Here is a 12,925-nt window from a genome sequence, read left to right on the forward strand (position 1 = left end):
CGCTCACGGATCAGCGTCAGCGCAAACTCACGCACCGCGGGATCGATCCGGTTGTTGGACGGACGTCCGCGGGCCTTGTGCCGGATCGCTGCCGGACCATCGGCCTGGAACGTCTTCAGAAGCCGGTGAACCTGCCTTCGGCTCAGGCCCAAGACCGAGGCTGCCGCCACCGCAGACATCCGGCCTTGCACCACATCACTCAGGACTTCGATCCGGTTCAGCTCGCGCTCGCTCATGACCACCAATCCCACGGCCGCACTCCAATCCTGCCCATTCAGGGGAGTGTGACACTTCAGCTTTGCTCATGTGGGACATTCTAACTTGGCGCTTACAGACAGATTTCCCATAAGGTTGATTATGTAATATATAAGTGCGCCCGCCGGTCAGCTTTGCGCACGGCGCGCCGAATGGCTCTTGCGCAGCAATCCGTAGACCGCGCGCACCATCACGCTGCCCCAGAGCGCCAGCGTCAGCACCCCCAGCACCGCCGAACCCGGCCGGTCGAAGAAGGCCAGCAGGTCTCCCTGCGTGCTGATCAGCGACTGCATCAGGTTCTGCTCGACGATCTTGCCCATGACAATGCCCAGCACCGTCGGCGCGAGCGGCAGCCCGGAGGCGTTCATAATCGCCGCCAGCACGCCGAGCCCGATCATCACCAGCAGCCCCGACATGTCGTTGTTGATGGCGAAGGCGCCGAGACAGGCAAGGATCAGCAGCGTCGGTGCGATCACCGTGGTTGGCACCCGCAGCACCAGACCCGCCATGCGGATGCCGAGCCAGCCGAAGGGAATGAGCATGAGATTGGCAAGGAAGAACACGAGGAATACCGCGTAGACCATCTGGCCGTTCTCGAGGAACACCATCGGCCCCGGGTTCACGCCCTTGAGATAGAGCACCCCGATGGCGATGGCCGTGATGGTATCGCCGGGAATGGCGAAGACCAGCGCCGGGATCCATGCGCCCGCAAGCGCGGCGTTGTTGGCCGAGCCCCCCGCCACGATGGGCTCGATGTGGCCCTTGCCCCATTTCTCGGGCTCCCGCGTCGCGCGCCGTGTCACCGCGACGGAAATCCACGCCGCGATGTCCGCACCGGCGCCGGGCAGCGAGCCGATGGCCGTGCCCATGACCGAGCCGCGCAGCGAGGGCCACCAGTAGCGGCGCCCTGCCCGCCCGATCTTGGACAGCGCCGAGCCCGGCGCGCCCTCGGGCAGCTTGCGCACCGTGGCCTCCTGCGACAGCAGGCGCAGGATCTCGGGCAGAGCGAACATCCCGATCAGCGCCGGGATGAAGGAGATGCCTTCGAGCAGCGCCCAGGACCCGAAGGTGAAGCGGGGGAAGCCGGTGGTGTAATCCATGCCGACGCAGGCGATCAGCAGGCCGATCATCAGCGAAGCCATGCCCTTGAGCAGGTCGTCACCTGCCACCAGCACCGCGCAGCTGAGGCCGAGGCAGCCCAGCCAGAAGAACTCGAAGCTCGAGAAGGTCAGCGCGAAATTGGCCAGCAGCGGTGAGGCGGCGATCAGGATCACCGTGCCGATGATGCCGCCGATGGTGCCGAAGACCGCGGAGGCGCCGATCACGAACCCCGCCTCGCCCTTCTCTACCAGCGCGTTGGCGTCGGTCATGTAGGCGGCCGACGCGGGCGTGCCGGGAATGCGCAGCAACGCGCCGGGGATGTCGCCTGCGAAGATCGACATGGCCGCCGCCGAGACGATCGAGGCGATGGCCGCGATCGGCGACAGCAGGAAGGTGATCGGGATCAGCAGCGCCACCGCCATCGTGGCGGTGAGGCCGGGCAAGGCGCCGACCACGAAGCCGAAGAACGAGGCGACGACGATGGACAGCAGCGTGTCGGGGCTCGCCACCAGTACGGCGGCGCTTATCAGGTCCGAGAACATCACAGCACTCCCGTCAGCAGGCCCGAGGGCACCGGCACGCGCAGGAGCATCCGGAAAATCAGGTCGAAGGCGACCGTCAGCCCCACCGCCAGCGCCAGCGACATCACCGGGCGCCGGAACGCCGCCAGAAGGCCCACCAAGAGGATGACGAAGACAAGGATCTGGATGCCCACCGTCTCGCCGAAGAGCACGATGGCGAAGACCGAGGCGAGGATGTAGAGCGCCGCAAGCGTGCCGCGCCGCAGGGTGACGGCGTCGGGCATGGTCAGGAGTTTCGGCGCGCCCTCGGCCGTGCGCACGCCGCGCAGCACCAGCCCGCCGCCGAAGATCACCAGCCCGATGCCGGTGAGCCGCGGGAAGAGGTCGGGGCCGTAGCTCTGGCCCGCGACCTGCGGGAAGCTGCCCACGTGCCAGATCACTGCGACCCCGAGCAGCGCCAGCAGCGCTCCGATGGCCGTGTCATGGATTTGCATGGGTCAGCCTCCTTTTCAGTCGTCGCGATCCGCCCGCGTCACTTCTCGAGCTGGTCGAAGATCACCTGCATCTTGTCGAGATCCTCGGCCATGAAGGCCTCGAATTCGGCACCGGGGCGCCAGACGTGCTTGAACCCGCGCTCCTGCAGCGTCGCGACGAAGCTCTCGCTGTTTGCGGCGGCCTCGACGGCCTTGCTCAGCACCTCGAGCGCCTCGGGGTCGAGGTCCTTCGGCCCGGTCACCCCGTGCCAGAGACCGTAGGTATAGTCGATCCCCTGCTCCCGCAGCGTGGGCACCTCGGGGAAGATATCGACGCGCTCGGCGGCCATGGTGGCGAGCGGGCGCAGCTTGCCGCCCTCGACCAGCGCGCGGGCCTCGACCAGCGAGGCGGTGGAGAAATCGCTGTTGCCGGCGGCCACGTCGAGATGACCCTTGGTGCCGCCCTGCGTCGGTACCCAGATCACGTCGTCGGGCGACAGACCCAGCGCGAACATGAGCCCGAGGAAGCCCGCGTGCCAGCTTGCGCCCGGCGCGGCACCGGTGCCCTTGATGGTGCCGGGGTTTGCCTTGATCGCGGCGACCAGCTCTTCCATCGATTGGTAGGGCGAGTCCACGCTCACCGTCACGCTGCCGGGCAGTTCGTTGGTCTGGCCGATGGCGGTCATGTCCGCGTAGGTCAGCGGCGCCAGCCCCTGCGGCTTGTAGAGCGAAATGTCCGAGGCGATGAGCCCGATGGTGTAGCCGTCGGGACGCGCGCGCGCGATGGCGGTCTGGCCCGGAATGCCGCCGCCGCCGTCGCGGTTGACGACCGACACCGGCTGGCCGAGCTCCTTCTCGAGCTCCACCGCCAGCGTGCGCGCGACGATGTCGGTGCCGCCGCCCGCCGGGTACGGCACGATCAGCTGGACCGGACGCTCGGGGTATTCGGCGAAGGCGGCGCCTGCGACCATGGTGAAGCCGGCGATCAGCGCGGCGGCCCTGCGGCGGGTGGTGGTGAACATGGTGTGATCCTCCCTGTGATCTCTGGTCAGGACAATGTCAGCCCGTAGGTGTCGGCGGCCGTCCCGGCGAAGAACGCCCGGCGGTCGCGCTCCGGCAGTACCGAGGTGATCTCGATGAAATCCTCGATGAGCCGGGGAAAGCTGCGGAACATGCCGTCCACTGGCATGTTGCTCGCGAACATGGCGCGGTCGGCGCCGAAGAGGTCGATGCAGGTCAGGATGACCTCGCGCTGCGCCTCGGTGGTCCAGTCCTCGCCTCGCACGCCGAGCCCGCTTACCTTGATGCGGACATTGGGCGGGGCGGCGGCGGTGGCGAGCGCCTCGGACCAGGCCCTCAGAACGGCGGGCTCTCGGCTGCCGGGCACGCCCGCGTGGTTGATGATGATGAGCGTGTCGGGGAAGTCGCGGGCCAGGTCCGCCGCGTCGGGCAGATGCCAGAACGGCGTCTGCAGCTCGAAATGCAATCCGTGCGCAGCAAGCCCGGCGTAGCCGCGACGGAAGGTCGGGCAGTTCATCGACCCCGCGAGGTCATGGCCGCGCGACCACTCCCCTGCCGTGGCAAAAGCCCTGGGCTTCTGGCGCAGCGAGCGGACCAGCGGGAAGGCGGCCTGCGCTGCGATCAGGTCGTCGACGTCGGGCCGGTCGAACCAGACCTGCGCCGTCATCGCCGCCGGAAACCCCGTTTTTTCATTGAGTTCCGCGATCCAGCGGGCCTCTCCCAGCGGATCGTCGGGCGACCATTCCGCCTCCATGTGCACGGCGGCGGCGATCTGCCAGGGCGCCGCAGCGGCGCGGTAGTCGTCCGGCAGGAAGTCCGCCTTCACCGCGCTGTAGTCGCCGTAGCGGTGCGGATGCTGCACGCCCTCCATGAGCCAGGGGTGCTTGCCGAGCGACAGATCCCAGACATGGCAATGGGCATCCACGATCTGCATCGCATCGGTCTTTGCTTCGCTGGTCACAGTGCCTCCCTGCCCAGTGCGGGCGCCTCAGTGACGAGCTTTGCATGCAATATGGGGGATTTGTCAAAGATTTTTGAGGTTAAACCCGAAATTTGTGCAAAATTGAATGCACTCAGTCAGTTGGCTCGGGGGTCTCCAGAGCTTTGCGTGCAATTTTCCAACCTGCGCGGTGGTGCGCCCGGAGCAATTCCCGTAGAAGAGGACCCTGCCGCCGCCGCAGCGCCTCGAGAATCTGCGCGTGTTCGGCCACCGCCTGCGCCCAGCGGGCGTGATCGCGATTCCCCGCAAAACGGAACCGGCGAATGCGGGCGCTCTCGCTGGAATAGACCCGCGACAGCGCCTCGTTCTGTGCGGCGTCGATGATCTTCTGGTGAATGTCCTGGTTGATGTGGAAGTAATCCATCAGCTCGCGACGCTCGAAGGCCTCAACCATACGCGTGTCGAGCTCGGCGATTTCCTCGATCATCTCGGGGGTTGCGCGTTCGGCGGCACGCTCGGCGCCAATGCTTTCCAGTCCGATCAGGATCTCGAGCGAGTCCTCGACGTCCTCGGGCGACAACCTCACCACCGTCGCGCCCGCGTTGGGACGGATCGACACCAGCCCCTCGCCCTCAAGGATCTTGAACGCCTCGCGCAGTGGCGTGCGCGAGATCCCGAGCCGCTCGGTCAGGATACGTTCGTTGATCCGCTCGCCCGGAGGAATCTCGCCGCTGACGATCAGGTCGCGGAGAAAATTCGTCACGAAGGTCGATCGCTGCCCGCGCGGCCAGCCGGCGACCTCCTCGGACAACGCCTGCCACCTGTCTTCGCCCATGCCTGCCCTCCCTTATTGCATGCAATCAATCTAAAAAACCGCGTCGATTTGCGCAAGGCAGTTGACGAGCGTACTTTTGAATGCAATCACTGTCGAAATCGCCGATTCAGAGGGTCGGCTGAGGAGATTTCTCGCAGATTGCGCGCAATACGGTGCCCGGCACCGATCCCACGCGCATGCAATCGCCGCAGATCCGGGGACCGCGAATGAACTACAACGCCTATTTCAGCGCCGACAGCCGCACCGTCGAAGCCTGCATCATCGGCACCGGGGGCTTTGGCCGGAGCTTCCTGTCGCAGGGCCTGCGCGTGCCGCAGATGTCGGTGCGCATCGGCGTCGACGTGGACGCGGCCACCGCGGCGGCGGCCATGCAGGACGTGGGCATCTCTTGGGACGACATCCGGATCTGCGACGACGCCGAGAGCGCCCGCGCCGCCTTCGAGGACGGGAGTTTCGTGGCGGTGGGCGACTTCGCGCTCGTCGCGGACCTGCCCTTCGACGTCGCGGTCGAGGCCACCGGCCATCCGGTCCACGGCGCCCGCCACGCCGAGCTGGCCATCGCCGCGGGCAAGCATGTCGCGATGGTCTCCAAGGAAGTCGACAGCGTCGTCGGACCCGGCCTCGCCGCCATGGCCGCCGACAAGGGCGTGCTCGTGACGCCGGTGGACGGCGACCAGCCGAGCCTGCTGATCGGGCTCATCACCTGGGCCCAGGTGCTGGGCTTCGAGATCGTCGCCGCGGGCAAGTCCAGCGAATACGACTTCGTGCACGATCCCGAGACCGGCACCATCCTCTGCAACGGCGGCACCTACGAGGTGCCCGGGTTCGCGCCCTTCGCCCGCATGGGCGACCGCAGCGCCGCCGAGATCGTGGCGGCGAGGGCCGAGGCCGCAAGCGCCCTGCCCCAGCGCGCCGTGCCGGATCTCTGCGAGATGACCGTGGTCGCCAACGCCTGCGGCATGAGCCCCGACCGCCCCGACCTGCACTGTCCCATCGCGCGCATCGAAGAGGTGCCGACGATCCTCAGCGGCACCGAAGACGGCGGCATCCTGAGCCGCACCGGCGTGCTCGAGGTGTTCCATTGCCTGCGCGCCCCGGGCGAGATCAGCTTTGCGGGCGGCGTCTTCGTGGTGATCCGTTGCGACCATGCCGACACCTGGGAGATGCTGCGCGACAAGGGCCACGTGGTCAGCCGCAACGGCAAGACCGCCATGGTCTTCATCCCGCGCCACCTGCTTGGGCTCGAGGCCGCGACCTCGATCCTCGAGGCGGGCCTGCTGGGCGTCTCCAGCGGCGCGCCCGCGCCCGGCCACCACATCGACCTCGTGGCCCATGCCGACCGCGACCTGCCAGCCGGCCACCGGCTGGCCATGGGCGGCCACCACCATTCGATCGAGGGCGTCTCGGCCCGGATGATGCCCGCGGGCGCGCTCGACGGCGACAGCCCCGCGCCCTTCTACCTCGCCTCGAACTGCCGCCTCGCGCGGGATGTGGCGGCAGGAGAGCTCATCCGCATGCGCCATCTCGAGATCCCGCAGGACAGCGTGCTGGCCCGGCTTCGCGAAAGCCAGGACGCCCGCTTCTTCACAGCGCGCAAGAGCGCCTGACCGTACGACACCAAGGGAGGACCCGACATGACACTGACCCGACGCAATTTCCTGACCACTGCCGCCACGGCGACCGGCCTCATGGCCGCCCCGGCGATCCTGCGCGCGCAGGGCACGCTGGCGCTGCGCATGGGGCACCCGCACCCCGAGACTGACAGCTGGCAGGACACCGCGCTGTGGATGGCCGACACGCTCAAGGAAAAGTCCGGCGGCGAGATCACGCTGCAGGTCTTCCCCAACGGCCTGATCGGCAACGACCCCACCATGATCAACTCGGTCCGCGCCGGATCGCTCGACATCATGGTGACCGGCAACCCGTTCTTCACAAGCCTCGCGCCCGAGCTCAACGTGCTCGACCTGCCCTATCTCTTCCAGAACCGCGACCACGTGGCCCGCGTGCTCGACGGCGAGATCGGTGACCGTCTGCGCTCCGATTTCGAGGGCACCGGCCTCTTCGCGCTCTCGCTCTGGGAGACCGGCTGGCGCCACGTCACCAACAGCCGCCGTCCCGTCGCCACGCCCGAGGACATCAAGGGGCTCAAGATCCGCACCACGCCGAACCCGGCCCACATCGAGGCCTTCCGCCTGCTCGGCGCCGTGCCGACGCCGATGGCCTTCACCGAGCTTTTCACCGCGCTCGAGATGGGCGCCGTGGACGGGCAGGAGAACCCGACGACGCTGATCCTCAACTCGCGTTTCTACGAGGCGCAGAAGTACCTGTCGCTCACCCAGCACGCCTTTACCGCGGCGCCGCTGGTGACCAATGCCGAAAAGCTCGAGGCGATGGGCGAGGACCGCCGGACCCTGCTGATCGAGACCGCGCAGGAAGGTGCCAGGCGCCAGCGCGCGCTCAACGTCGAGCGTGAGGAAACCAGCCTCGCGACGCTCAAGGACGAGGGCATGGAGGTGGTCGAGGAACCCGATCGCGAGGCCTTCCGCGCCATCGTCGCCGACGAAGTGCAGGCCAAGTTCGCCTCGGAGTTCGGCAGCGATCTGATCGACCAGATCAACGGCGCCGCCGCCTGAACCGCAGACACGTGAAGACCAAGAGAACACCATGGACATCGTCGATCTGAGCATGACGGTCGGGCCGCACTTCCGCTGGGCCCCCGAGATTTCCGTCAAGGGTGACAAGAGCGCCGGAGACCAGTTCCGCGTGACCCGGCTCGCCACGACCTGCCATGGGTTCTCGCACGTGGACGCGCAGGCGCATTTCATCGCCGACGGCCCCACCATCGAGAGCACGCCTCTGGACCGGGTGGTGGGGCCGTGCCGTATCTTCGACCTCTCGGGCGTCCAGCCCGACGAGGAGATCGGCCCCGAGACCCTCGCCGCCGCCGATCCCGGCGGCAATCCGGGCGAAATCCTTCTGCTGGCAACGCAATGGGACACCAAGCGCGATTGCCAGACGCGCGAATTCTGGACCGAGGCGCCGTGGCTGAACCGCGCCGCCTCGGAATACCTGCTGGCGCTAGCGCCCACGGCGGTGGCGGTGGACTTCCCGCAGGATTACCCGATCCGGCTGCTCCTCGACGGCATCCGCGTGCCCGACGAGGAGCACGTGACCCATGACGTGCTGCTGCGCGCGGGCGTCACGCTGATCGAATACGTGGTGAACACCGCCGCGCTGAAGGGCAAGCGCACCTGGCTCTGCGCCGCCCCGCTCAAGGTCGGTAACGCCGACGGCGCGCCCGCCCGGATCTTTGCCATCGAGGACATGCCCGGCACCCCCGGCGGGGCGGCCTCCTGATGCAGCCGCCTCCCATCGTCACCGGCATCGTCCGCGCGGCCGACCTTGTTCTGGCCGCGCTCGAGGCGTTTCTCGTGTTCGTGCTCGCCGCCATGATCGTGCTGGTCTTCGGCAACGTCGTGCTGCGCTACGGCTTCGACAGCGGCATCACCGTGACCGACGAGGTCTCGCGCATGATGTTCGTCTGGATCGCCTTCGCCGGCGCCATCGCGGTGTCGCGCCGCCACCAGCAGCTGGGCGTGGATTTCGTCGTCGCGGCGCTGCCCGTGCTGCCGCGCCGGATCGTGCACCTGCTCGGCAATCTCGCGATCCTGTTCTGCTGCTGGGTGCTGGTCTCGGGCGCCTGGGGGCAGATGCAGCTCAACTGGATCAACACCGCTCCGGTCTCGGGCCTGCCCACGGCGCTCACCTATGCGGCGCCCTGGCTCGGGGGCATCGGCATCGGCTGCGTGGCCTTCGCCAACGCCCTCGGCGCGGCCTTCGGATACACCGCCGGCGCCATGGCCTCGGGGGAAGAGGACCACGGCGCATGACCACCATCCTGATCTTTCTCGTCGTCCTCATCGTGGCGGTCATCACCGGTGTGCCCATCGCCTTCGGCCTGATGCTCGCCGGGATCGGCATGCTGTGGCAGATGGGCTTCCTCGATTGGCAGTCCATCGCGCTGCAGATGACCAACAGCGCCGACAGCTTCCCGCTGCTCGCCATCCCCTTCTTCCTGCTCGCGGGCGAGGTGATGAACGCGGGCGGCCTGTCGAAACGGCTGGTGACCCTCGGGCTCGCGCTCGTCGGCCACCTGCGCGGGGGCCTCGGCTACGTCGCCATCGTCACCGCCGTTCTGCTGGCGAGCCTCTCGGGCTCGGCCATCGCCGACACCGCCGTGCTCGCGGGGATGCTGGTGCCGATCATGCGCAGCTCGGGTTACCCGATGGGCCGCGCCTCGGGGCTCATCGCCTCGGGCGGGATCATCGCCCCGGTCATCCCGCCGTCGATCGGCTACATCGTCTTCGGCGTCGCGGGAAACGTGTCGATCACCCGGCTGTTCCTGTCGGGCATCGTGCCGGGCGTCGCCATGGCGCTGGCGCTGACCGCGACCTGGTGGCTGATGTGCCGGCGCGAGAACATGTCGACCCTGCCGCGCAGGTCCGGTGCCGAGATCCGCACCGCGCTGGTCGACGCGCTGGTCGCGCTGATGCTGCCGGTGATCATCGTGGGCGGGCTCAAGTTCGGCATCTTCACCCCGACCGAGGCCGGTGTCGTGGCCTGTGTCTACGCGATCTTCGCGGGCGCCGTCATCTACCGCGAGATCAGCCTCAAGGCGCTCTACGACTGCATGATCAGCGCGATCCGCACCACCGCCGCCGTCATGCTGCTGATCGCCGCCGCCGGGATCACCGCCTATGCCATCACCATCGCCGGCGTACCGCAGCAGCTTGCGGGACTGCTCGGACCGCTCGCCCAGCACCAGGTGCTGCTGATGCTCGCCATCGTGCTGATCGTGATCGCCGTAGGCACAGCGCTGGACTTCATCCCGACCATCCTCGTGCTGACCCCGGTGCTGCTGCCCATCGCCAAGCAGGCGGGCATCGACCCGGTCTACTTCGGCGTGGTCTTCATGATGTCCGCCGCCATCGGCCTGCTGACGCCCCCGGTCGGCGCCGTGCTGAACGTGGTCTGCGCCGTGGCGCAACAGCGCTACTCGGACGTGGTTCGGGGCGTGTTCCCCTTCATCGTCGTCCAGCTTCTGCTGCTGGTCCTGCTGGTGCTGTTCCCGCAGATTGTCACCGTCCCCGGCCAGTGGCTTTACTAGGCGCAAACCGCCCCACTGGCCCGAACACCGGAGCGAACCCATGATCCTTGGCGCCATTGCCGACGACCTGACCGGCGCGACCGACCTGTCGCTGATCCTCTCCCGCAACGGCATGCGCGTCGTGCAGGTGATCGGCGTGCCCGACACGCTCGACACCGTCGCGCAGGATGCCGATGCCGTGGTGATCGCGCTCAAGTCGCGCACCAACCCAGCGGCCGAGGCCATCGAGATGTCGCTCGCCGCCGCCCGCGCGCTGCAGGCCGCAGGCGCAAAGCAGCTCTTCTTCAAGTACTGCTCGACCTTCGATTCCACCGACGAGGGCAACATCGGCCCGGTCGCGGCGGCGCTGATGGAGCATCTCGGGACCGCCACCACCATCGCCTGCCCCTCGTTCCCCGAGAACGGCCGCACGGTCTACAAGGGGCATCTCTTCGTCTTCGACCAGCTGATCTCGGACAGCCCGATGAAGGACCACCCGCTGACGCCGATGCGGGACCCGAACCTCGTGAGCGTGCTGTCGCGCCAGACCGACCGGCCCGTGCGGCTCGTTGCGCATGAGACCGTGCGCCGCGGCGCCGCCGCAATCGAGGCCGCCATCGCGCAGGAGCCCGGCATCTGCATCGTCGACGCGATCTCGGACGAGGACCTGCGCGCCATCGGCCGTGCCGTGGCGGAACTGCCGCTGGTCACCGGCGGTTCTGCCGTCGCCATGGGCCTGCCGGATGTCTACCGCGAGAAGGGCTGGATCACCCCCGCCGCCCCGGGCGAGGGCTTTGCCGCCCCCGAGGGCCGCGGCGTGATCCTCGCCGGGTCCTGTTCTGCCATGACCCGCCGCCAGATCGCCGCCGCCGAGAAGGCGGGCGTGCACATGCTTCGGCTCGACGCGCTCGAGATCGCCAGCGGCGCCACCACGCCCGAGGCGGTGGTCGCATTCGTCGAGGCGGCATCGCAGCGCTCGGACCTGCCGCCGCTGGTCTATTCCAGCGCCGATCCCGCCGTCGTGGCGCAGGCGCAGGACAAGCTCGGCCGGATGCGCGCGGGCGAGGTCGTCGAGGAGCTGCTGGCGAGCGTCGCCGCCTCCCTCGCCGCGCGCGGCTTCACCCGCTTCATCTCGGCCGGTGGCGAGACCTCGGGCGCGGTGGTCGCGGCGCTTGGGACCTCGGCCCTGCGCATCGGACCCGAGATCGACCCGGGCGTGCCCTGGGTCTCGGCGCTCGATGCGGATCGCCCGCTGTGCCTCGCGCTGAAATCTGGCAACTTCGGGGGCGAGGACTTCTTCCTCAAGGCATGGGAGATGCTGGCATGACCGCGACCCTATCCGAGGCCACCAAGGCCCGCGACCGCATCTGCGCCGTGGGCAAGTCGATCTTCGACCGCGGGCTGACCTTCGGCTCGACCGGCAACATCAGCGTGCGCCTTTCGGACGGCAGCATGCTGATGACGCCGACCAATGCCTCGCTCGGGGCGCTCGACCCCGCGAGGCTGTCGCGCTTCGACGCGGACGGCACCTTCCTCGACGGCGACAAGCCGACCAAGGAATCCTTCCTGCACATGTGCATGTACTGCCAGCGGCCGCATTCCAACGCCGTGGTGCACCTGCACTCGACCCATTCCGTCGCCGTCAGCGTGCTGGCCGAAGTGGACCCCGCGGACGTGCTGCCGCCGCTCACCGCCTATTACGTGATGCGCGTTGGCCGGCTTCCGCTGATCCCCTATTTCGCGCCCGGCGACGAGAAACTCGCCCGCGCGGTCGAAGAGCAGGCAGGCGACAACCACGCGGTGCTGCTCGCCAACCACGGGCCCGTGGTCGCGGGCGGTTCGCTGGAAGAGGCGCAATACGCGACCGAGGAACTGGAAGAGACGGCGAAGCTCTTTCTGATGCTGCAGGGCCACAAGACCCGGCCGCTGACCGACGATCAGGCCGACGCGCTGCGCAAGCGCTGACGCCCGCATCGCGAAACGGAAAAACCGCCGCGACGTCCCCGTCGCGGCGGTTTTCATGTCTACGGGACCAGGGCCTCAGCCGCCGAACATGCGCGAGCCGCCGCTGCCGCCGAAGCCGCCGCGAGACGAAACCGTCGCCGGCGTCAGCGGCGCCTTGCCCACGGTCGTGGGCGGCGTGCGGAACTGGCTCGAGCTCATGTTGCCGCGCCCGGCATTGGTCGAGAACGTCGAGGTGCCCGAGGCGTTGGTGAACCCGCCCTGCCCGTTGCGATAGAGCGGCTGCGACGCGGCAAACCCGCTGCGGCCGCTCATCATGTTGCCCAGCAGGTAGCCCATCATCAGCGGCATGAAGATGCTGCCCGAGCCGCCGCCCGCGGCCTGTGCCTCGGTCCCGCAGGACCCCTCGCCGTGCTCTTCCTCGCAGAGCTCGCGGCTGTCGTAGCGCGGCGCCGACTGCACGTGCAGCTCCTGCGCCTGCGCGAAGGCCGCATCGCAGTCGCTGGCCGACATCTCGGCGCTGGCGATCGAGGCGTCGCGGCAGCTCTGCAGGTCGGGGAAGGCCTGCGCCGTCACCTGTTCGTCGCGGCAGCCGGCCAGCGCAAAGGAGGCGGCGCCGAGGATGCCGACGGCAACGGTACGCGAGCGTTTTCTCTTGGGATGCGTCATGAC

General features: G+C 68.2%; 14 protein-coding genes. 7 read left to right on the forward strand and 7 right to left on the reverse strand.

The window, feature by feature from the left end; translation table 11 throughout:
• From BLQ77_RS19630 to BLQ77_RS19655, 6 genes are all read right to left on the reverse strand, one after another.
• Positions 1-251 (reverse strand): helix-turn-helix domain-containing protein (locus tag BLQ77_RS19630; protein ID WP_242661783.1); only part of this gene is annotated, 251 nt, incomplete at its 3' end.
• Between the two features lie 132 nt (positions 252-383).
• On the reverse strand, positions 384-1,898 hold the full coding sequence (locus BLQ77_RS19635) for a tripartite tricarboxylate transporter permease (protein WP_089962320.1): 1,515 nt from the start codon (positions 1,896-1,898) through the stop codon (positions 384-386).
• Positions 1,898-2,371 carry a tripartite tricarboxylate transporter TctB family protein gene (locus BLQ77_RS19640; protein WP_089962322.1) on the reverse strand — a complete coding sequence of 158 codons (474 nt, stop codon included), beginning with the start codon at positions 2,369-2,371 and terminating at the stop codon, positions 1,898-1,900. The genes BLQ77_RS19635 and BLQ77_RS19640 overlap by 1 nt, the downstream gene beginning before the upstream one ends.
• A 38-nt stretch (positions 2,372-2,409) precedes the next feature.
• Positions 2,410-3,372, reverse strand: a complete 963-nt coding sequence (locus BLQ77_RS19645; protein ID WP_089962325.1) for a tripartite tricarboxylate transporter substrate binding protein — start codon at positions 3,370-3,372, stop codon at positions 2,410-2,412.
• Positions 3,373-3,398: 26 nt separating this feature from the next.
• Entirely contained in the window at positions 3,399-4,331 is a 933-nt protein-coding gene (locus BLQ77_RS19650) for an amidohydrolase family protein (RefSeq protein ID WP_089962327.1), read from the reverse strand.
• A 112-nt stretch (positions 4,332-4,443) separates the two neighbouring features.
• Complete coding sequence (locus BLQ77_RS19655) at positions 4,444-5,145, reverse strand: GntR family transcriptional regulator (RefSeq protein ID WP_008887502.1); 702 nt, start codon at positions 5,143-5,145, stop codon at positions 4,444-4,446.
• Between the two features lie 206 nt (positions 5,146-5,351).
• Here BLQ77_RS19655 and BLQ77_RS19660 point away from each other — a divergent pair, with 206 nt between their 5' ends.
• Genes BLQ77_RS19660 through otnC form a run of 7 tightly spaced genes read left to right on the forward strand, consistent with a single transcriptional unit; the run spans position 5,352 to position 12,256 of the window.
• Positions 5,352-6,752 carry an NAD(P)H-dependent oxidoreductase gene (locus BLQ77_RS19660; RefSeq protein WP_089962329.1) on the forward strand — a complete coding sequence of 467 codons (1,401 nt, stop codon included), beginning with the start codon at positions 5,352-5,354 and terminating at the stop codon, positions 6,750-6,752.
• Positions 6,753-6,779: 27 nt separating this feature from the next.
• Positions 6,780-7,778 carry a TRAP transporter substrate-binding protein gene (locus tag BLQ77_RS19665; protein WP_089962331.1) on the forward strand — a complete coding sequence of 333 codons (999 nt, stop codon included), beginning with the start codon at positions 6,780-6,782 and terminating at the stop codon, positions 7,776-7,778.
• Positions 7,779-7,809: 31 nt separating this feature from the next.
• Positions 7,810-8,502: a cyclase family protein gene (locus tag BLQ77_RS19670; protein ID WP_089962333.1), complete on the forward strand. Its 693-nt coding sequence runs from the start codon at positions 7,810-7,812 to the stop codon at positions 8,500-8,502.
• Positions 8,502-9,035, forward strand: coding sequence for a TRAP transporter small permease (locus tag BLQ77_RS19675; protein ID WP_089962336.1), 534 nt, complete (start codon positions 8,502-8,504; stop codon positions 9,033-9,035). Before BLQ77_RS19670 ends, BLQ77_RS19675 begins: the two co-directional genes overlap by 1 nt.
• Positions 9,032-10,312: a TRAP transporter large permease gene (locus BLQ77_RS19680; RefSeq protein ID WP_089962337.1), complete on the forward strand. Its 1,281-nt coding sequence runs from the start codon at positions 9,032-9,034 to the stop codon at positions 10,310-10,312. Before BLQ77_RS19675 ends, BLQ77_RS19680 begins: the two co-directional genes overlap by 4 nt.
• A gap of 40 nt (positions 10,313-10,352) precedes the next feature.
• Positions 10,353-11,618, forward strand: coding sequence for a 3-oxo-tetronate kinase (gene otnK, locus BLQ77_RS19685; RefSeq protein ID WP_089962338.1), 1,266 nt, complete (start codon positions 10,353-10,355; stop codon positions 11,616-11,618).
• Positions 11,615-12,256 (forward strand): 3-oxo-tetronate 4-phosphate decarboxylase, encoded by a 642-nt coding sequence (gene otnC / locus BLQ77_RS19690; RefSeq protein WP_089962341.1) that lies wholly within the window; start codon positions 11,615-11,617, stop codon positions 12,254-12,256. The genes otnK and otnC overlap by 4 nt, the downstream gene beginning before the upstream one ends.
• 75 nt (positions 12,257-12,331) lie before the next feature.
• On the opposite strand, the gene BLQ77_RS19695 is transcribed toward otnC, so the two are convergent.
• On the reverse strand, positions 12,332-12,922 hold the full coding sequence (locus tag BLQ77_RS19695) for a DUF1190 domain-containing protein (protein ID WP_089962344.1): 591 nt from the start codon (positions 12,920-12,922) through the stop codon (positions 12,332-12,334).
• Positions 12,923-12,925 lie beyond the last annotated feature (3 nt).

The organism is Salipiger thiooxidans (genome assembly GCF_900102075.1).
Taxonomy (GTDB): domain Bacteria; phylum Pseudomonadota; class Alphaproteobacteria; order Rhodobacterales; family Rhodobacteraceae; genus Salipiger; species Salipiger thiooxidans.